18 protein-coding genes are annotated in these 18,921 nt (G+C 55.8%); 12 read left to right on the top strand and 6 right to left on the bottom strand.

Translation table 11 applies throughout. The annotated features are described in order from the left end of the window. Positions 1-518: NAD(P)-dependent oxidoreductase (locus ACR0ES_RS19250; RefSeq protein ID WP_480871527.1), on the top strand; the 518-nt coding region annotated here is incomplete at its 5' end. Positions 519-1,007: 489 nt separating this feature from the next. Here the strand turns inward: ACR0ES_RS19250 and ACR0ES_RS19245 are convergent. Beyond that, a complete protein-coding gene (locus ACR0ES_RS19245; RefSeq protein ID WP_480810081.1) occupies positions 1,008-1,772 on the bottom strand; it encodes a helix-turn-helix domain-containing protein in 765 nt (254 codons plus the stop codon). Positions 1,773-1,891: 119 nt separating this feature from the next. Between ACR0ES_RS19245 and ACR0ES_RS19240 the strand changes: the two genes are divergently transcribed. The 6 genes from ACR0ES_RS19240 (at position 1,892) to ACR0ES_RS19215 (ending at position 6,124) form a co-directional block, all read left to right on the top strand. Next, positions 1,892-3,142, top strand: a complete 1,251-nt coding sequence (locus ACR0ES_RS19240; RefSeq protein WP_480871526.1) for an MFS transporter — start codon at positions 1,892-1,894, stop codon at positions 3,140-3,142. Positions 3,143-3,213: 71 nt separating this feature from the next. Continuing rightward, positions 3,214-3,630: a VOC family protein gene (locus ACR0ES_RS19235; RefSeq protein WP_480871525.1), complete on the top strand. Its 417-nt coding sequence runs from the start codon at positions 3,214-3,216 to the stop codon at positions 3,628-3,630. A gap of 228 nt (positions 3,631-3,858) precedes the next feature. Further along, positions 3,859-4,428, top strand: a complete 570-nt coding sequence (locus tag ACR0ES_RS19230; protein WP_480810085.1) for a DUF2087 domain-containing protein — start codon at positions 3,859-3,861, stop codon at positions 4,426-4,428. Next, on the top strand, positions 4,421-4,801 hold the full coding sequence (locus tag ACR0ES_RS19225; RefSeq protein WP_480871523.1) for a GFA family protein: 381 nt from the start codon (positions 4,421-4,423) through the stop codon (positions 4,799-4,801). The genes ACR0ES_RS19230 and ACR0ES_RS19225 overlap by 8 nt, the downstream gene beginning before the upstream one ends. A gap of 31 nt (positions 4,802-4,832) precedes the next feature. Beyond that, entirely contained in the window at positions 4,833-5,369 is a 537-nt protein-coding gene (locus ACR0ES_RS19220; RefSeq protein WP_480871522.1) for an AAA family ATPase, read from the top strand. Between the two features lie 266 nt (positions 5,370-5,635). Then, positions 5,636-6,124: a GNAT family N-acetyltransferase gene (locus ACR0ES_RS19215; protein ID WP_480871521.1), complete on the top strand. Its 489-nt coding sequence runs from the start codon at positions 5,636-5,638 to the stop codon at positions 6,122-6,124. A 48-nt stretch (positions 6,125-6,172) separates the two neighbouring features. On the opposite strand, the gene ACR0ES_RS19210 is transcribed toward ACR0ES_RS19215, so the two are convergent. Continuing rightward, the gene (locus ACR0ES_RS19210) at positions 6,173-7,714 is read right to left on the bottom strand and encodes an ankyrin repeat domain-containing protein (RefSeq protein ID WP_480871519.1); all 1,542 of its coding nucleotides are present in this window, start codon (positions 7,712-7,714) and stop codon (positions 6,173-6,175) included. Positions 7,715-8,067: 353 nt separating this feature from the next. Here ACR0ES_RS19210 and ACR0ES_RS19205 point away from each other — a divergent pair, with 353 nt between their 5' ends. Continuing rightward, the gene (locus tag ACR0ES_RS19205) at positions 8,068-9,150 is read left to right on the top strand and encodes a class I SAM-dependent methyltransferase (RefSeq protein ID WP_480871518.1); all 1,083 of its coding nucleotides are present in this window, start codon (positions 8,068-8,070) and stop codon (positions 9,148-9,150) included. Positions 9,151-9,246: 96 nt separating this feature from the next. Further along, complete coding sequence (locus tag ACR0ES_RS19200; protein ID WP_480871517.1) at positions 9,247-9,702, top strand: hypothetical protein; 456 nt, start codon at positions 9,247-9,249, stop codon at positions 9,700-9,702. Positions 9,703-10,039: 337 nt separating this feature from the next. Here ACR0ES_RS19200 and ACR0ES_RS19195 read toward each other — a convergent pair whose 3' ends face one another. After that, positions 10,040-11,368, bottom strand: coding sequence for an MATE family efflux transporter (locus ACR0ES_RS19195; protein ID WP_480871516.1), 1,329 nt, complete (start codon positions 11,366-11,368; stop codon positions 10,040-10,042). A 256-nt stretch (positions 11,369-11,624) separates the two neighbouring features. Next, entirely contained in the window at positions 11,625-12,371 is a 747-nt protein-coding gene (locus ACR0ES_RS19190; RefSeq protein WP_480871528.1) for an MmyB family transcriptional regulator, read from the bottom strand. A gap of 123 nt (positions 12,372-12,494) precedes the next feature. Here ACR0ES_RS19190 and ACR0ES_RS19185 point away from each other — a divergent pair, with 123 nt between their 5' ends. Next, a complete protein-coding gene (locus tag ACR0ES_RS19185; RefSeq protein WP_480871515.1) occupies positions 12,495-12,923 on the top strand; it encodes a hypothetical protein in 429 nt (142 codons plus the stop codon). Positions 12,924-14,003: 1,080 nt separating this feature from the next. Here ACR0ES_RS19185 and ACR0ES_RS19180 read toward each other — a convergent pair. Both ACR0ES_RS19180 and ACR0ES_RS19175 read right to left on the bottom strand, forming a co-directional pair. Further along, entirely contained in the window at positions 14,004-15,335 is a 1,332-nt protein-coding gene (locus ACR0ES_RS19180; RefSeq protein WP_480871514.1) for a GH1 family beta-glucosidase, read from the bottom strand. A gap of 2 nt (positions 15,336-15,337) precedes the next feature. Then, on the bottom strand, positions 15,338-16,369 hold the full coding sequence (locus ACR0ES_RS19175) for a LacI family DNA-binding transcriptional regulator (protein ID WP_480871513.1): 1,032 nt from the start codon (positions 16,367-16,369) through the stop codon (positions 15,338-15,340). 209 nt (positions 16,370-16,578) lie between these two features. Between ACR0ES_RS19175 and ACR0ES_RS19170 the strand changes: the two genes are divergently transcribed. Both ACR0ES_RS19170 and ACR0ES_RS19165 read left to right on the top strand, forming a co-directional pair. Then, positions 16,579-17,847, top strand: a complete 1,269-nt coding sequence (locus ACR0ES_RS19170; protein ID WP_480871512.1) for an ABC transporter substrate-binding protein — start codon at positions 16,579-16,581, stop codon at positions 17,845-17,847. 66 nt (positions 17,848-17,913) lie between these two features. Next, positions 17,914-18,921 carry a carbohydrate ABC transporter permease gene (locus ACR0ES_RS19165; RefSeq protein WP_480495818.1) on the top strand — a complete coding sequence of 336 codons (1,008 nt, stop codon included), beginning with the start codon at positions 17,914-17,916 and terminating at the stop codon, positions 18,919-18,921.

Raw genomic sequence — 18,921 nt, 5'->3', positions numbered from 1 at the left:
AAGGCGCCAAGCCGATTGTTGCGAATGTTGCGGACCCTGCGGCTTTGGCCGCGGCCATGGCTGGTCAGGATCTGGCCGTAAGCGCTGTGCGCGCACCAGCCGGGCGTGAGGGCGAAGTCGTTGCTCTGACCCGTTCCATTTTGGACGCCGCATCCCTTGCAGATCTTCGGGTGATCATTGTCGGCGGTGCCGCGCGTCTGCATCTACCCGATGGTAGCCCACACACCGTCTTGACAGATCCCGACTTTCTGCCCGAGAGCATTGTTCCAACCGCGCGTGCATCCATGGCACAGTGGGAACTCTGTTCATCCGATGCCTCGGCAAACTGGACCTATGCCAGCCCATCCGCATTATTGCAGCCCGGTGAGCGCCTAGGTGTCTTCAGAACCGACACAGATAACCTGATTGTCGATGACGCCGGTAACTCAAAAATTTCCATGGAAGATTTTGCTGTGGCAATTGTCGATGAGGCTCAATCGGCCAAGTTTTTACGCGCCGCCTTTACCGTAGGCTATTGAAACGCGAATACCTAGTCGTTCAGGGAGAGCACGCCGTCTGCAGTTTGCAAGCGGCGTGTTATTCCAGATGCAGTCTCGTCACGCGACCTTACGAAAACGAACAACCCGAGCGACATTTTGTCGAATACGCTATCCGCTTTACAGCGTGCTTACGCGGGCCGACGGGATCAACCGTTAGGACTGCAGGCACAAAGGCAATGGGCATTGTAAGGTTAAGGATTTCATCGATAGTCAAATTCCTGCGCAGAACTTTTTGGCGAATTTTCTTCTGGCTAGTTTTCGAATGGAACAGTTGAGAGGATTGCAAAGTTCGCGATGACAAAACTCACGGGCGAATGACGGCTTTGATGTGCCGGCTGTGGGTTCAGCTGGCCATCGATTTCGCACTCGCGGCGAATGTCGGGAAAGCGGGCTGCGACCGCAGCGGCCGAGTGTGGTAGTCAACGACTGGTTAGGACCGTAGCAAGCATCTGACCCTTTTGGTACAACCTACCGGTTCCTTAAAAACTCTCTCGGACTGACGCCCAGAGTTTGTCGAAACATGTAGCTGAACGCGCTCATAGATTCGTATCCCATGTCGAAGGCAACCGAGGTTACGCTCTTACCCGCCGCGAGCAGCGATACGGCATGCAAGACCCGTGCATGGCGCAACCATTTCGAAGGCGGCATGCCTGTTTCGGCGATGAACAGTCGTTCGATGGTCTTTCTGCTCGCTGGTACATCCGACAACCAGGCTTCGACCGAGCGAACGCTACCAGGGTCGTCGAGCGCACCACGCGCGACGTCGAGAATCCGCGTATCTTTTGGCAATGCAAGAGTAAGCGGCACGTCCTTTGCGGCGAGAATCTCCTGTCGAAGCAACGCATGCAGCGCTGTGTTGTGCTTGACTGTTCGCGTGCCTGTTGCTTCAGGCATCACCGCAACAAACAATGCGTCCAGAAGCGGTGTTATGGCAACGACCCGGCAATCAGGTCCAAGCCACTCTGCCTCTTCGCGATTGACATCGACATAGTGCATGACGTTGTTCGCCCCATAGCGCATCCAGTGTTCTTTATCTGGAGGAATCCAGATCGCCATGGCCGGACTGAGCAGCAGGACCCGGTCCGGGGTTCCGACATACATCGACCCCGAGGCTGCCGAGATCAGTTGACCAAAATCGTGGGAATGCCAGTCGTAGCTTTCGCCTGACGCTGGCTCAATCGTTTCCCCGAGATAGCGGGGTCGATCAGATGTAGTCGGCGTGCTGTACTTCATTGACGAATCCTCGATAACAGTCGTCTCCCTGTCGACAGACAGACATACCATCCTTCGCTATCAATCGCCAATCAGTCGGGCACCGTGCCCGATGTTTTGCACTCGATGGGTTAGCCACCATGACAGAACGATCCCTAATGGCCTGGTTCGCCGCGGGACACTTCGCCATCGACTGGCCAATTGCAGCGCTATGGTTGATCGTGCCGGCTGCTGGTCTACACATGGGCTTTTCCCCCGCTGAGGTCGGTCTACTGTTTACGCTGTTCAGCATTGGCGGCGCTTTGGCCTACCTGCCAGCAGGCCTCATCGCAGATTGGGTTTCGAACCGCGGTCGTCTTCTTGTCGGCACCTTTCTCTGGGTCGTCGTGGGATATGTTCTCGCAGCAGCGGCGCCAGGATTTTGGAGCCTTGCTATCCTTCTGGCGCTCGCTGGTATGGGCAACGCGGCCTGGCATCCGATCGCAACTGGAATATTGACGAGCACCAACAAGGCGACACGCGCCCGCGCCTTGGGAGTGCATGCCGTTGGAGGATCCTTTGCGGAGGTCTTCGCGCCACTGTCGATCGGGTTGCTTCTGTCGGCCCTCGATTGGCCCGTTGCTTTGGCGCTTTCCGTGCTTCCAACCGCTTTGGTTGGCGTGTGCTTTTTGTGGGTCGCACGGGCGGTTCCTGCCTCCGAAACTTTGCGTATCAATCGCAAGGAGCTCTTACTGCTTCTGAAGACGTGGCGCAGTCGAAAGGGGATCCGCCTCGTTGCCATGGTCTCGCTCTACAATATGGCATTGATCGCTCTGCTAAGCATGATCCCACTCTACTTGGCGACGGTTCACGCACTTGCACCCAGTATGATAGGGGGCATCTTCGCAGCTATGCTTGTGTCCGGGGCGCTCGCCCAACCGTTGGTCGGATCAATTTCTGACAAGCTCAACCGCTTCTCGATCCTCGCAACTGGAAACGGCTTTGCTGCCTTGGCTATCGGTGTACTGGTGTTCGAGCCTCCGTTCTGGATCATGATAGCCCTGATGGCCTTTGGGGTCGCTTCGCTGGACGCAGTTCGAGCGACAATGCTGGCAGCTACAGTTGATCACTCGGATCGCAACGAAAGTACGACGCTGGGTTTCGCGTTCACTTTGCTGGACGGGGTAGGCGCGTATGGAGCGGTTTTGGCCGGGATCGTCGCTGGCATATCCTGGGGTGCCATGTTTGGCCTTTCTGCGGCGTTTGCCGGCGGTGCGGCCGTTCTTGCCATCGGCACTCTGCCCGCTTCAGCACGACCCAATGATTTTCCATCAATTGATCCGCTTGGTAGAAATCGCATGACTATCGAAGAGGCTAAGGCCGAACATGCGCGGCGATACTGGTTTATATGATCAAATGCGCGAACCGCCGCGACTAAACGCGTCAAGCGACGAATGGGAACAAATCACAAGGATGCTTAACTATGATTGCCTACATCACAATAGGTGCCGATGACATGAAGAGCGCTGAACGCTTCTACTCCGCGTTTCTGCCAGATCTCGGATATCAGCTGGAACACTATCACGGTGACCTGAGCTATGCGCTTCCTACAAAGCCGGGGCAGGCGCCAAACCTCCCTGAGTTCTATGTCAAATCTCCTTTTGACGGGAAGCCCGCATCAACAGGAAATGGCACGATGGTCGCGTTCGAGGCGCGCAGCCAACAACAGGTTCGTGATCTTCATGCCGCTGCACTTGAGGCGGGTGGAAGAGACGATGGAGCGCCGGGCTTCAGAGAGGCCTACGGACCGAACTTTTTTGTCGGCTACCTGCGCGATCCTCAAGGCAACAAGATCGCGTTATTCTCCAGCGATCAGAGCGAACCAAGAAGAGACGGATGAAGGAAACTGTCTGGTTGGGCGGGCAATACAACGATGGCCTTGGCCTCGGTCGCATCATTTGCTATCTACTTTGCACGGTCGGCAGAAACCGAGGCGTCGCTGCTCCTCCGGGAGAGCTAAACCTGCCAAACAGATCGAACGGCAAAGCATTCACTAACACAGTTGAGAGCGCCGCTTCGTTAAGCCAGCGACCGACGATCCAGCAATGGCGCTTGATGTGGAAGCCCCATGCCTAAAATCTCTCTGCCGTTACACGCGGACGACTTGACCGTGTTTGTGCGATCCCTCGCCAAGCAACTCGGTGACGCAAGCCCGCCGCACCTCGTGCTCATGAATATGGCTGCGCGTGCCGCAGGTTTTCAAAACGTCCAACACATGCGCTCGGTCCATGCCGCTGGTCAAAGGCTTGCGCGCGCAACCAACGGGCAAACTGTTGATGCGAGAACCGTAGAGCGCGCCTTGTATCAATTCGATGCCAATGGTCGTCTCCTTCGCTGGCCGTCCAGACGCAACGTGCAAACGCTTGCTCTTTGGGCGCTCTGGGCAAGACTTCCGCCGGCACAGTCGATGATGGAGCAGGAAGTCAACGAGCGTCTGATTCTCGAACACGCGTTCGAAGATCCAGCAACCCTGCGGCGCACAATGATTTCTGCCGGGCTTCTGACGCGTCAAAACGATGGTACCGACTACCGACGCGTCGAACAGGAGCCGCCAGTCGAGGCGAAAGCTCTCATTCAAGCACTGAACATGCGGCGCCGAAACCGTATGCCAAAAGCAGAGGAGGTCGGCCATGCATAGAGGATCTTGCCTTTGTGGCGCCGTAAAGATCGTCGTCGAAAGTGACCTGCCACGCCCCACCGCGTGCCACTGCCAGCAATGTCGCAAGCATTCCGGTCATTTTGAGGCCTCCATAGATATTCCCCGTACAGCACTTCGGATCGAAGGCGAGGATGTAGTGCGCTGGTACCAGTCTTCTGAAAAGGCGCGACGGGGCTTTTGCGGCACCTGTGGATCAACACTGTTCTGGGATCCGATCCACCATGACTGGACGGCTGTCGCCATGGGCGTATTCGATGGTCCAACGCATACGTCCCTCGCGATGCATATCTTCGTGTCCGAGAAAGGGGACTATTACGAGATCGCAGACGGACTCCCTCAAAACGAACGTTAGCGCGAAGCAGAATTGGTTTTCGGAAACAGAGATGAGACAAAAGTTGATTTTGCTGACAGGCTGTTCTGGTGGCGGGAAGTCAACGTTACTTCAGGCCCTCGGCGAGCGCGGACACGCCACGGTGACAGAGCCCGGTCGACGGATTGTTGCGGATGAATTGGCCCGATCGGGTCACGCTTTGCCGTGGGTCAACATGCACGCATTCGCATTGCGTGCCATTGAGGTTGCATTGAGCGACTTGCACGCAGCGCGTGAGTTAGAAGGTTCTGTCTTTTTTGATCGCGGGTTGGTCGATGCAGCTGTTGCTTTAGCGAGTTCCGGCGGACAGGACTTATCAGAAACACTCGGAAAAACTCGGCAATATGCGAAGCAAGTTTTTGTGGCTCCGCCATGGAAAGAGCTTTTCACGCAGGATGGTGAGCGCAGACACGACTTCTGCGCAGCAGTTCAGGAGTATCACCGTATTTTGTGCGCACTAGATACCCTTGGCTACTTGAGAAGGGAGCTGCCAAGGGTATCAGTGCAACAACGCGTTGAATTCGTTCTGAGCATATGCGGTGCAGCTTAGACCAGTGGTCCGCTTCTAACCCATCAAGCTCTCGACTTTGCACCCGCAGCGAACGGCGGCAGTACGGGCTGCGACCGCAGCATCGGAGGCGGGCAACGAATGTCTCTTATGGGCCGCCATTGCAGCTCGAGTTATCGGGTCACTTAGCTGCAGTCGGGAGCCGGGGTAGCGCCAAAACAAACCCTTGGTTCTTAAGGCATAGTGCCACGTCGCCAGAGATTAGCAGATGGTCTTATACATATGTCCCCTGTTTGCTACCTTTAGCCATGCTTACCCCTAACCGATATGCGTTTCGCAAGGCGACGTCGGCTGATCTTGCGATGATCTCAGAATGGCAATCGCACCCACATGTTCGCGAATGGTGGGATTCCAATGAGCCAAGCACGAACAACGAACTGGAAGACGCGCGAGTCCGACGATGGATCGTTTCGCTTGCGGAACGCCCGTTTGCATATATCCAGGATTACACTGTTCACGGTTGGGAGGATCACCATTTCTATTCCCTTCCGCCGGGATCTCGGGGCATCGACCAGTTCATTGGTGAGCCAGATATGATCGGGCGCGGGCACGGCCCGGGCTTTATCTCTGAGCATCTTAAACGGGTGTTTTCCGCAGGAGCCCCGGTTGTCGCAACAGATCCGCACCCGGACAATGCGCGTGCGATCGCGGCCTATCACAAGGCGGGATTCTCTGCCTTTGGTGAAGCGCGGCAAACGCCCTGGGGGCCGATCCTGCCGATGAAGGTCAGCCGTTAAAAAATCTGGCTACGGCAGCCTATACGTCTGGCGCAAGCACTTCGAACCTTAGACGACTCCGTGTTCCGAGACTTGCAGGGGATGCGCTTCCGCCCAGTCAGCAAGAAAGGCGGACATCTCGGGAACGGTTGCAAATTGCGAGGCCTTTCGCGGAAGCGCCACACCGGTCTCCAGCGCCAGACGCGCGCATTCAATGTGATGGCGATGCGCCCTTTGTGGGCAGTTTTCTGACCCGTGAACAATCGTTGACAGCAGTGTCCCTCCGTAGGCATTTGTGTGGTTCAGGTCCGGGTTTTGGTTCAGGAAATACGACATGACGTCGGGCATTCCTTCCCAACCGGCAAGGTGCAGGGGCGGCATTCCCATTTCGTCCGGCAGATTTGGGTCAAAGCCAATTTCGACCAGTCGATGCATGTGAGGCAGGGTTCCTTCACGCCAGACGAGGCGGCAAAGAAGAAACCTCATCTCTTGCGACAGGGCACTCATGTCGATCTGGTCGTCGTCCTTTGACGCTGCGTCCGCTGCCCGTGCGAGTTGCTCTTCGGTCAACGTCAACTGCGTGGATGCACCTGCGCGCTCCAGAACTGACGCGACATCCGTGTTTCCGAAGATGCGGGCAAAGGCATAGGGAGAATGGCCGCGGCTAACAGCACTTGGGTTCGCGCCGTGCTCCAACAAAAGCCGAGCGATTTCGCCCGAAGCCAAACGCCGGGCTGCCTGATGCAAGGCGGGGATCACCAAGGAAGGTTCACCCGACGGACGAGGATTGATGCCTTCATTGGGATCAGCGCCGTGTTCCAGCAACAGCCGGACTGCATCGGTGCTGTTGAAGTCAATCGCCCTCGGCAACGCATTTGTTCCTTTCGGATTTGCCCCATGTTCCAACAACAAACGAAGACTTTTGGTATGGCCCAGTTCAGTGGAATGGTGGAGGGATTCATTGTCGTCGGGATTTGCCCCATGCTCCAACAGCCACCTGGCCAAAGGTATGTTGTCTGCATGACTGATGGCGCCATAGAGAGCGGACAAGCGTTGGTCTGTCTCGGAGTCGAATGCAAAACTGTCATTTACGTCAGCGCCGTGTTCGACAAGCAATTCCGCCATGGCGAGCATCTCGGGTTCTTTCTCAGGCGCTGTCTTGATGTATTGCGAAAACGCCAGGTGGCACATTGGTCGCCGCGGAGGGTATTCGCGCGACGCGGCATTCGCATCTTGCGCCAGGATCTTGTGCATCGCTGCTACGTCATACAGCGCGACGAGAAGAGGTACCTGACCGTCTGCGAGGTCTGGTTCATCCGCGAGCAGATGTACGACTGTCTCGTGTGAACCATTGTAAAGCGCCCAACGCAGCCGCCCCTGTTTCTGCGCGCGATCCATACCTTGCGTTTCAACGGCAAGTTTCAATGCTGGCCACGAAGCGTATCCAGTCTCGCGCGCTATGACATGCAGACAATCCGCGTGTTTGTAGGCCCCGATTGCGGGGGTTGCGACAATGCCGTGGACACGCAACATGGCGCCTTTGTCGCCTTCTGTCAGAGCCTTGCCTAAAGCCTTGGCATCACGGCGCAGTTGATCGAGTGATTTGGTCATCGGTCTTCCCTCCACTGCCCGTCGGTCCGCTAATCCGGGCTGAGAAACCGATGTGGTTTTCACACATTCTGTGCGAGGTGCCGATGACAGCTTTCCGCGGACCAGGGGGCCGCCTCGGAACGGCCTCAGGTCAACGTAGCGTTTGCCAATATGTCCCGCAAGCCGGTTGCGGATCAAAGGCCAACTTGAGCGATTTCTGTTCGCATCAAGTGGCCGTCGGATGGTCTGCGATCGCGGCTTTTCGGTTGGCTACATGCTACCTGCTTTGTGTCAGGCAATTCATCGATTTTGAGCAACAAACAATGTAAACTGTAAGCTCTAGCTGCCAACCCAACTGCACGTGGGAGGATCGAATGAACGATAGGAGCAGCCCAACTGAGGGAATGATTGACTATGCAGGGAATTCCCTCCCGCAGAAGCACTCAATTCAATCTCGCGCAGACGATGTTCGGGAAATGGCCGACAAGGTTCTGGCCTCATCAGACGAAATACACATCGCTGACTATGGCTGTGGCACAGGATCTAACGCGATCTTGTCGGTCAAGCCTGCTGTAAAGTCTTTTGCTGACCGCTACCCAAGTCGCTCCATCTTTGTTCACCATGTCGATCAGGCGGAAAACGATTGGAATACCCTATTCGATTTTGCTGCTGGCCAAGACGGTTACACCAATCTCTCTTCCAGTATTCGCCCTGTTGCAAGCGTAGGTAGCTTTTTCTCAATGGCTGCACCGACCGCTACCATTGACGTCGGGACTTCGTTTGGGGCGAGCCATTGGCTCAGCACACAGCCCCTGGTCTCTTCAAAGGGCACGCTGTGGTTCGCAGATTTGCAGGGAGAAGCTCGCCTGGAGCTCAAAAGACAAGCGCAACGAGACTGGGAAAGTTTCCTAACTTTCCGACATAGTGAATTGCGAAGTGGCGGCAGGCTTATGGTCTCAACACTGGGCTCCATCCCGGATGCGAGCGAGGTTAATGGCGTTTGTAGTTCTGGCCGGCACACCTATCGCGCGATGTACGACGTTGCCGAAACGATGGTGAAAGACGGGTTAATATCTGAGCACGCGCTGCGGGACTTCGTAATGCCAATCTGGTTTATGTCCAGGGAAGAGGCACTAGAGCCATTTCAACGTAACAAGGAATTGGCAGATGGATTTTTGATCGAAAGAGCTGAGGTAGCTCCGGCTCAGCAAAAACCGGATGATATCTTTGCAGATCAGATCAATGCGCCCCAAGAGTACGCAGCAAGCTATAAAGGCTTTGTTCGCTCCTTCACCGAGTCCACGTTCAGGCAATCCTTGTTACGCAGTGACACTGAGCAGAAGACCGAACCTCTTCTGGATCAGTTTTATGATCGCTTTGAAGCGACCATCAAGGAAGGAGGGGGAAAATACGCCTTTGAAATCTGGTTGTTGACGATCGAGCTTAGAAAACAATGAGCGAACATCTATGCTGGCTTGTTTCAATCCTACGCTTTCGCAAGGCTTGTCGAAATAGTTCGCCAGCCCTTTTTTGTTCTACATAGGAGTGTCAAAATGCGTTTTCTTGCCGCCATGCTTATTCTCACCTATGCCCTTCCTGTTTCAGCTGACAGCGCTCTAGAATGCGGTCAATTTACTGTCTACTTAGAAGACCTGAAGATCACGTCTGGTGGCGACAAAATCGGGGATGTTGCAGTTGGGCACGTCACGGTTTTCGGTGAAGATGGTCAGGTTGTTGGTATGCAGAATGTCACGACGCTGATAGCGCCTGGCGCAAGTGAGGGCAAAACCCAGCTTATCGTTAACGCTTACCTAACAATCGACGGCAACCAGCTAATCTATTCTGGCTCGTACCCAGCCCCGAGCAGTCCCGACACCGTGCCCCACTTCGAAACCCAATTGGCAGTTGTCGGTGGCACTGGCGTGTTCAAAGGCGCAAGTGGTCAGGTGAAGTTCTTCAAAAAAGACAACAAGCGCGCTGCTGAGTTTGATGTCAAGTGCACCGGTTAGCCAAAGTCTTCAAGTACCGAGGGTGGATAGAAGTAAAGCAAGTTAATGGCTACTATTGGCCTAGATGAAAACAGGCAGCGACTCTGTCTGCGTTCTTTGCGTTCCGCGCTAGTTAGCATCTAGCACCTGCAGCGAAACTCTCCTCTAATTGACCGCATCGCATTGATGGAAAGCCTCGATCAATGTCCGGTTTGACCGCAATGGCGGGTTTTGATCCCGTATCTCTCCTATCACGCCTGACGCCCAAGATGTCGCAGCCCTAAGATCTGGCAAGTCATATCACTCCGTCGCGAAGTGGCTCGCGGCTAAGTTTTCCCAATCGAATACCCCCAAAAATTCAGGGCCGTGTCAGCGCCCAGAACCGCAAGGGCAGGGCGATAGCTGCTGCCACCAGACCCAGAGTATAGCCGATCCAGACGCCGACGGCTCCGAGATCAAAGAGGAAACCCAGTGCATAGCTGGCCGGCAAGGCAAGCGGCCAATAGGCTGTCAGGGTAATTATCGTCGGCAGGTTCATGTCCGACATTCCCCTCAGCGCACCCAAAGCAGTGCCCTGAACGCCGTCCGCAACCTGCAGCAGTGCCACGATAAAAAACAACGTGACCGCGAGGTCAACGACGGCCGGGTCATCCGACATGCTTTCCGCCATCATCCGACCAGCGGTAATGAAGACGATGGCGGCAACTGCCTGCCATAGCGTGACCATCACAAAGGACGCCTTCAGGATCGGTCTGAGCCTTTCTCGACTCCCTGCGCCGACTGCAAGACCCACACGGATCGAGGCAGCACCCGCCATGCCAAGCGGGATCATATAGGCCAGCCCCGCAAGCGCGTTGACGATTTGATGGGCGGCCAGCGCCTCGGCCCCCAACCAACCCATCATCAGGCCCACCACGGCGTAGGCTCCGCCCTCACCTGCATAGCCAAGACAGAGCGGCAGGGCGTCTTTGGCCTGTGACCAGACATCCGCCCATGCAACAGTCACCCGTTGGCGAAAGGCGGCCAGCCCTGGCGCGCGTATCAAAACGTAAATCCCGGCTAACAGCGACGTACATTGCGACAGTATGCTGGCCAGGCCAGCGCCCAGAATTCCAAGATCAAGGATGTGAATGAAGGCATAGTTTGCGGGTACGTTGAACAGGACACCCAGATAAGACAGCGCCACGGCCGTCCAGGGCCGCCCAACGGCGTCGAACAGAGCCTTCAGGCCGAAAAACAGCGTGAAAGGCACGATCCAGATCGCCATCGACATCCAGTACGGCAGAAGGATCGCCAGAACCTCCCTCGGTTGACCCAAAGGCCCCAGCAACGGATAGAGCGCCATCATCACCAACGCCGCGCCGCCGCCGCCCAGAAGGCACAGCAACAGCCCGCTGCGCAACGAAAGCGCAACCCGCGCGGCATCGCGTGCGCCTTCGGCCTGGCTGATCTGCACGGAAATAGCCGTGATCACGCCCCAAAGGGCGGAGATCAGGATGATCAGAACGGCTGTGGTCACACCGGCCGCCGCCAGCGGGATTGTTCCAAGCGGAGAAATCATGGCCGTATCTACGACGCCGATCAATAGCGCTGCGGCCAGCCCGACCATCAGCGGCACGGCCAGCCGGATCAACGGCGTGAATTCGGCGCGGGTGGGCGCCTGCGAAATCAGGATTTGGTCTGTCATGGGTCACCTGCCGGAAAAGATCCGGCGAAAAAGTCGCGGTCAGGAGCTTTAAGCTCAGAATGAAGAGGGGCTGCTCAGCCCTGCGACGGGAACACCATGAAATTGGTCCTTTTGGGGGACAAGATAACAGGTAAGGTTCTAGGGGAAGAATTGTTCGGCGTCCAGATCGCTTTTGCAGGCTGTTTGTCGAACTCTGCCAAGGTCAGGAATGAGCAAGGTTCACCGGGACGTGATAAGGCTCTTGCAAAACCATGATTTAATTGGCAGCCAATTGGGCAAGGTCACGCAGAATTTTGGCACTTTGGTCGTCGACCGGAAAAAACAGCTCAATCTTCAAATCGTCCAGCGTGACGTCCGTGACTGTGCTGAATTGCGCAATCGTTCCAAATAGGGAAAGCCGCTGACCCCCAAAGCGGTAGATCGTAGAAATTGTCGGCCCGATCGCCGCGTCACTGCGGGCGTGCCCCTGTTGCGACAATGCGCGCGCCGCGGCATCCAGTGCGGGTACGCCGCCCGCGTTGGCGCTTTCAGCGCGCAGGCGCAACATCGTGTGATGCGCAACCTCGGGCCAGTTTTCAACAAGCTCAGGCATCAGCGGACTGGTCAGCAGGTCCAGCAGGCTTTGCCCTTCGCCGATCCCCAGTGGCTTGAAAAGCCTTTGTGCTCCGCTGTTGAGCATCACAACATTCCAGAGCCGGTCCAGTACCATTCCTGGGTAAGGGGCATGCTGCTGAAGTGTCCATTCGACCGCATCCCGGATTGGCGACATCGCCGCGTCATCAATCGGTGTTGCCTCAAAACGCGGCGCGAACCCTTCGGCGCGCATCATCTGATTTCGGGTTTCGACCGGAAGGTTCATGACCTCAGATAAATGAAGGATCATGTCCGGGCTGGGCCGGGACCGCCCGGTTTCTAGAAAGGAGATATGGCGCGCGCTGACTTCAGCTTCGACCGCGAGGTCCAGCTGGCTCATCCTCCGTCGCTTTCGCCACTCTTTCAGCATGCCGGGATAGGGTGTCATGACCTGAGTTTAGCAAGGGTCCGGACAGAATTCACTTACCTTTGAGGTAATTGATTTGCGTCCCCTGCAAGCTGCATGAAGGGCGCATATCGAAAGGAGAAACTCATGACCCAACAACAGTCAGCAATGCGAATATCAGGCGGTGTGCTTGTTGCAACCGGGGCGCTTTTTGCGCTGGCCGCGTTTCAGTTTCTTCATCCCGTTGCGCATATCTTTCTGCAAATCGCGTATTGGCCAATGCACGCCGTTCCCGCGGAGCTGATGGTTCCGTCGCCTTTATTGCTGGTGATCACCGGTGGCCTGACGGTTGGCTTGGGGGGAATGCAGTGGGCGCTGGGAACCTATGTTGCTCCGGTATCGGCGACAGCCGCGACCAAGACCGCTCAGATTGCGGCATGGTCCTGGTTTTGCGCCGACAGTTTAGGCTCTATTCTAGTAGGTGCGCCCTTCAACGTCGTACTAAACCTGTCCTTTCTGGTCCTGATCCTGTTGTCTTGCCGCCCCGGCACGGCAAACAAACCCGCAACATCCTGACGTGAAGTGGAATTTACTGGGTTAAAAGATGGACTGGCTACTCTAGAAAACCTTCAATGGTCGAGACGACTTCAACGTCAGTTTTTGCATCGGACATGCTGGTGTTCTCAAGGGCGCTGCTGTTTTCGCACTTGGCTTGAGCTGGTCGAATATGGGCAGGATTTCCTCTTCCAGTTTGCCCGGCTTTTCTTCGGACCAGCCGACCTTGGTCTTTGCAGGTTGCAGGATGCGTGCGAAACGATTTCTCCGGCGGCCTTGAAAAATTGTCTATAGGAACTGCAAACCGCAGGGTCCGTTTATCGCGCGGAAGGAGGATAGGCATCCCTCCGGGCACGGATCGATTGATAAAAGCAAGGGCAGCTTAATGCCCTTGCTTGGACGGCTCCTTAAAAAGGGAACCGATAATGCGAAGGAGGTGGGTGTTCAGCCTCCGGTGGAAGACCAACGTCCTTCCTCAGATGAGCCGGCAACTCGGCTCTCTTTCGTCGAATAGGCCGTTCCACACTGGGTCGCCGGTCGAAGATAGCCGCTAGCCGCAGTAAGAGGCCGCGCGACCAGCCAATTGGTATGTGAAGTGATAAGCTTGGCATTGTTCTCTCCATGAAATGATGGAAAGCCGCCACATGAGGAAAACACAAAAAAGGCCGCTCACGAGGCGGCCTTCAGATCGGAAATCTGTCAGACCGCTTTAACGGGCTACTGCGCCTACCGCGCGAATTATTGAGGTCTGACAATTCAGCATATCTGATATCTCCTGTATCAGGGTTTCCGGTTCGTCTTGTTACCAGACGAATGGTCTCAGTTCAACAAACCACACATGTATTGGTCGAATTCCGCCGGATAGCCAGCTCACACCCGTTGGGAAGAAACCAATGTATTGTTCTATTCGCAACCAGTGGCGACGGCGGCGGCACTTGTAATTTCTCAAACTCTGCGTTCGCATCGAACGGCAGCTTTGTGGACTTGCAATCGCAGAATCTCGATTGTCGGTCGAATGTCGGCTCTGGGCCGGGAATTTGTCCGTTTCGTCAATTTGCGGAATTGGCGACATAAGAAGAGGGTTCGGTACCAACTCTTCGTTCAGTAAGAAACTCTGCAACAGATCCGTGCAGCAAGCATGTCCTTCCATGCGAAGTAAGACGCTTTCGGAGTTCGCTTCATTGAACTGAAATCTACATCAACCAGGCCAAAGCGTTTTTCATACCCCAAGGCCCATTCGTAATTGTCCAATAGGGACCAGACAAAGTACCCCTTAACCGGAACCCCTTCGCCCAAGGCGACCTGGACTGCCGACAAGTGTTGATCCAGATAGTCGATACGGTCATCGTCTTGTTGACGCTCGGGGCTGGCCATACCGTTTTCGGTCACGAAGATCGGCAGGTCGCCGGTGTATTCACGTGCTGCTCGGATCAGGAACCTGCTCAGCGCGGTGGGGTCGATTTCCCAACCCATTTGGGTCTTCGGCAGAGGGCCGGGAACCTCAGCGAGACTTGGCCACGCTGTTTCTGCGGGCGCGATAAGTTTACGGGTGTAGTAGTTCAGTCCGCACCAGTCTACGGGTGCTCCGATGCTATCGAAATCATCTTGCCAGCCCGACGGAAGGTGGGGCTCCAGCCCCTCCAGAACATTCTCGGGATAGGCCTTGTTGAACACGCCGCCCAGAAAGAACCGGTTGTATATTCCGTCATACAGAGCGGCGGCCTGTTGTGCCTCGGCGCTGTCATCGGCGGGTTCGGCCCATTCCAGATTGAATACGCCGCCCAGGTTAGACATGCCCAACCCACGCATCGTCTGAATGGCCTGACCATGGGCCAGCAGAACGTGATGCATAGCGCGCGCCGTGGCTCGAATATCGCGCAGCCCGGGAGCGTGGTGCCCTTCGAAATGGCTCAACCAACTGACACACCACGGTTCATTGATGGGGGCGACGCTGTACATGCGGTCGCCAATCCGTCCCATGATGACCTCAGTGAAATCGGAAAACCAACCGGCAATATCCCGGTTGCGCCAACCGCCCAAGTCGGCCAGGGGCGACGGCAGTTCCCAGTGATACAGTGTCGCGCACGGACGGATGCCACGCTCCAAAAGCGCGTCGGTCAGGCGATCATAAAAATCCAATCCCGCCTGATTAACAGGTCCGCGCCCCTCGGGCATCACACGCGCCCAGCTGGTTGAGAAGCGATAGCAATCGAATCCCGCGTCGCGCACAAGATCAAGATCCTGTTCAAACCGGTTCAGGTGATCACAGGCCAGATCGCCGTTTTCTCCCCGCACTACATTTCCGGGTGTCGCTGCAAACGTATCCCAATGTGTCGAACCGGCGCCGCCTTGGGCATGGCCTTCGATCTGGTAAGCAGAGGTGGCGACTCCGAAATGGAAGTCATTGGGGAAATCGCTGCGCGTATGTTTCATTGTCAGATCCTGTTGGGTGCTGGGCCGGTTGATTTGCCAACAACCAGTTCCGCCTCAAGCAATCTGGTCTTGACCGGATCGTCAGGCGATTTGATCCTCTGAATCAACATCTCGGCGGCCAGCTCTCCTGCATGCCGCACTGAGGACCGCGTTGCTGTAAAGATGGGCACATCCTGTCCGTTTTTGAGATAAGAAAGGTCATCATCATGCGCGATGACCGAGACATCCCGGCCAATTCGCAGCCCTGCCTCGTCCAGCGCCCGCCTCACACCAATCGCTGAAATCATCGAGGATGCCAGAATGGCGGTTGGTGGATCGTCCAGTTGCAGCATATCGCGGGTTTCATGATGGCCGTAGACCTCGGTCATTTCGGCGCTGCGCATTAATTGTGGGTCCGGGATCAAGTCCGCCTGTTCCAGCGCTTGTAGGTATCCGGCACGACGGCGCTGTGCGAAATCCATATCCTCAAGCCCGTTAATCAGGGCAATCCGGCGGTGACCCAAGTCGATCAGGAACTGTGTTGCGCGCCGAAAGGAGCTTTTGTTGTTCACATCGATCCAGTCATACTCTGCATCTATCCCGGTCGAACGACCGTGTACGATAAATGGTACCGCCATCCGGTTTAGCAGATCGATGCGACGCTCGTTGACCTTGGGGCCTTGCAAAACGACGCCATCCACGGCCCCGCGCTGAAACAAGCTGCGATAGGCCCCTTCGATCGAAGTGTCATCCGCGGTGGTGAACATCATGTCGTAGCCGTTCGCAGAGTATGTCCGCGCAGCGCCGGCGACAAAGTCGCCGAAGATCGGGTTCACCATCTCGTGCTGGGACGAACTGGGGATGACGTGCCCGATCACCATGGACTTGCCAGTCGCCAGACCTTTGGCGCGACTGTTTGGCCGATAGCCATGCTTGTCTGCAGCGGCCTGCACGCGCACACGAGTCGCCTCGTTCACCTCTGGATAGCCGTTCAGCGCGCGACTGACCGTTGTCTGCGAAAGACCGAGAATCTCAGAGAGCTGCTTTAGGTTCATATGTTCAAAGCGCCTTCAAATAGATGCTCACTTGTTTTGTTGTGATTTTTTGCTTCCGTCAACCCGTTTTGGCAATGAGGTCAATAGCGGCAATAATTGAGGGGTAGAAAACGATATGTTGACAGAATCTGATTGCCAGCAGATAAAGTGCAACATCCAAAGCGCTTTGAAAATCTTGCAATGCGCAGATATTACTGGGAGGAGATTTCATGAAACACGCGCTTTATGCAGGTGTGGCCACATTCGCCCTGATGGCGGGAACAGCTCAGGCTGATAAGGTTACCGTGTTCGGGCCATGGCTGGGCCCGGACCAGGAAAACGTCGAAGCGGTTCTGGATGGCTTTGCAGCCGCGACAGGCCACGACTACGCGTATGTTGGTTCAGATAGTTTCGAGCAGCAGATCAGGATTGATGCAGAGGCAGGCTCGGCGCCGAGTATAGCCGTTTTCCCGCAGCCTGGTCTGGCGGCGGATATGGCCAAGTCGGGTTTTCTGACACCGTTGGGCGATGGCACCGCTGATTGGGTTCGTGACAATTACGCAGCCGGACAATCCTGGGTAGATCTGGGCACTTTTCCGGGGCCCGAAGGGCAGGATCACCTTTATGGGCTTTTTTACAAGGTAGATGTGAAATCCCTTGTTTGGTACGTGCCTGAGAATTTCGAGGATGCCGGTTACGAAGTTCCGACCACGATGGAGGAACTGAAGGCTTTGACCGATCAGATCGTCGCAGACGGAGAGACGCCGTGGTGCATCGGTTTGGGTTCAGGTGGTGCGACCGGTTGGCCAGCGACCGATTGGGTCGAAGACATGATGCTGCGCACTCAATCGCCCGAGGACTATGACGCCTGGGTGTCCAATGAAATGAAGTTCAATGACCCGAAAGTGGTCGCTGCCATCGAAGAGTTCGGCGCGTTTGCACGCAATGATGACTATGTTGCGGGCGGGGCAGGTACGGTCGCAACGACCGATTTCCGTGACAGTCCAAAGGGCATGTTCAGTTCGCCACCACAATGTTACATGCACCGTCAGGCGTCGTTCATCCCGGCATTCTTTCCTGAAGGCACGGTTGTCGGTGAAGATGCTGATTTCTTCTACTTCCCCGCATATGAAAGCAAGGATCTGGGTAGCCCGGTTCTTGGCGCCGGCACGCTATGGGCAATCACCAATGACAGCCCGGCTGCACATGATCTGATCGCCTATCTGCAGACCCCCGAAGCACATGAGACATGGATGGCCCTGACCGGCTTCCTGACGCCGCACAAAGGCGTTGATACCTCCGTGTTCTCGGATACGACGCTCAAGAAGATGAACGACATTCTTCTGGGCGCGACCACCTTCCGGTTTGATGGTTCGGACCTGATGCCGGGCGGCGTAGGGGCCGGCACATTTTGGACCGGTATGGTTGACTATGCTGGTGGAAAGCCCGCTCAGGAAGTTGCTGACGAGATCCAATCTTCCTGGGATTCGCTGGACTAAGCGCGTTAAAACCCGGGCGGTCTGCGCGTCAGGCCACCCCTTTTCCCCTTCGCAACGGAGAGCATGATGCATCCGGCAATTCAGGGCCTGCTGACCATCGCCATAGGCGTATCGGGCTGTGTGGGCTATTTCTTTCTGTCCAACCAGTTTCTGGACAAGGTTCTGTTCCCTGCGCGCGGGCCGAATGCCGGCCGCAACATCAACCGCGCGAATATGATCCGGCCTTGGCTGTTTTTGCTTCCGGCGCTTGTAGCGATTGGCCTATATCTGGCCTATCCGGTAGTTGAGACGTTGCGCCTGTCGCTCACGGATCGCATCGCCGGTGGTGGGTATAAGTGGGTTGGTCTCGATAACTACGTCCAGATGGTGGCAGAACCGAAATTCTGGGAAGCCATGCGCAACAATTTGTTCTGGCTGATCGTGGTCCCTGCAATGTCGACTGCATTTGGTCTGTTGGCAGCTCAGCTAACTGATCGGATCCGCTGGGGTAACATCGCAAAAGCACTGATTTTCATGCCGATGGCGATCTCTTTCGTCGGGGCTTCGGTCATTTGGAAACTGATCTACGATGCGCGTCCGGCCGAGCAAGACCAGATCGGGATTCTGAATGCGCTTTATCTGTTCTTTGGTGGGGCCGAGCCGCAAACCTGGCTAACCATTCCGTTCTGGAACAATTTCTTCCTCATGGGGATCCTGATCTGGATTCAGACAGGCTTTGCCATGGTGATACTGTCCGCCGCTTTGCGCGGCATCCCCGAAGAAACCGTCGAGGCGGCGGTTTTGGATGGGGCCAATCCCTTCCAGATATTCTTTAAAATCAAGGTGCCTCAAATCTGGAACACAATTCTGGTTGTTTGGACAACCATCACCATTCTGGTCCTGAAGGTCTTCGACATCGTTTTCGCGATGACCAATGGCCAGTGGGAGACACAGGTTCTGGCCAACTACATGTACGACAAGATGTTCCGCGCCAATGATTGGGGCGTGGGTTCGGCATCGGCCATGGTGATCATGTTGCTGGTGACGCCGATCTTGGTCTGGAACATCCGCAACGCACGCCGGGAAATGGAGTAG

This window comes from Ruegeria sp. N7, assembly GCF_056531345.1.
The sequence above is the reverse complement of the archived record's forward strand: the minus strand, read 5'-3'. Positions and strand labels throughout refer to the sequence as shown.

Excerpts from the sequence above, each read along its gene's own strand:
- ACR0ES_RS19220 (WP_480871522.1), top strand. The coding sequence starts at position 4,833 with ATGAGACAAAAGTTGATTTTGCTGACAGGCTGTTCTGGTGGCGGGAAG.
- ACR0ES_RS19190 (WP_480871528.1), bottom strand. The coding sequence starts at position 12,371 with ATGCTGAAAGAGTGGCGAAAGCGACGGAGGATGAGCCAGCTGGACCTC.
- ACR0ES_RS19195 (WP_480871516.1), bottom strand. The coding sequence starts at position 11,368 with ATGACAGACCAAATCCTGATTTCGCAGGCGCCCACCCGCGCCGAATTC.
- ACR0ES_RS19165 (WP_480495818.1), top strand. The coding sequence starts at position 17,914 with ATGCATCCGGCAATTCAGGGCCTGCTGACCATCGCCATAGGCGTATCG.
- ACR0ES_RS19245 (WP_480810081.1), bottom strand. The coding sequence starts at position 1,772 with ATGAAGTACAGCACGCCGACTACATCTGATCGACCCCGCTATCTCGGG.
- ACR0ES_RS19205 (WP_480871518.1), top strand. The coding sequence starts at position 8,068 with ATGAACGATAGGAGCAGCCCAACTGAGGGAATGATTGACTATGCAGGG.
- ACR0ES_RS19240 (WP_480871526.1), top strand. The coding sequence starts at position 1,892 with ATGACAGAACGATCCCTAATGGCCTGGTTCGCCGCGGGACACTTCGCC.
- ACR0ES_RS19210 (WP_480871519.1), bottom strand. The coding sequence starts at position 7,714 with ATGACCAAATCACTCGATCAACTGCGCCGTGATGCCAAGGCTTTAGGC.
- ACR0ES_RS19200 (WP_480871517.1), top strand. The coding sequence starts at position 9,247 with ATGCGTTTTCTTGCCGCCATGCTTATTCTCACCTATGCCCTTCCTGTT.
- ACR0ES_RS19235 (WP_480871525.1), top strand. The coding sequence starts at position 3,214 with ATGATTGCCTACATCACAATAGGTGCCGATGACATGAAGAGCGCTGAA.
- ACR0ES_RS19185 (WP_480871515.1), top strand. The coding sequence starts at position 12,495 with ATGACCCAACAACAGTCAGCAATGCGAATATCAGGCGGTGTGCTTGTT.
- ACR0ES_RS19170 (WP_480871512.1), top strand. The coding sequence starts at position 16,579 with ATGAAACACGCGCTTTATGCAGGTGTGGCCACATTCGCCCTGATGGCG.
- ACR0ES_RS19175 (WP_480871513.1), bottom strand. The coding sequence starts at position 16,369 with ATGAACCTAAAGCAGCTCTCTGAGATTCTCGGTCTTTCGCAGACAACG.
- ACR0ES_RS19215 (WP_480871521.1), top strand. The coding sequence starts at position 5,636 with ATGCTTACCCCTAACCGATATGCGTTTCGCAAGGCGACGTCGGCTGAT.
- ACR0ES_RS19225 (WP_480871523.1), top strand. The coding sequence starts at position 4,421 with ATGCATAGAGGATCTTGCCTTTGTGGCGCCGTAAAGATCGTCGTCGAA.
- ACR0ES_RS19230 (WP_480810085.1), top strand. The coding sequence starts at position 3,859 with ATGCCTAAAATCTCTCTGCCGTTACACGCGGACGACTTGACCGTGTTT.
- ACR0ES_RS19180 (WP_480871514.1), bottom strand. The coding sequence starts at position 15,335 with ATGAAACATACGCGCAGCGATTTCCCCAATGACTTCCATTTCGGAGTC.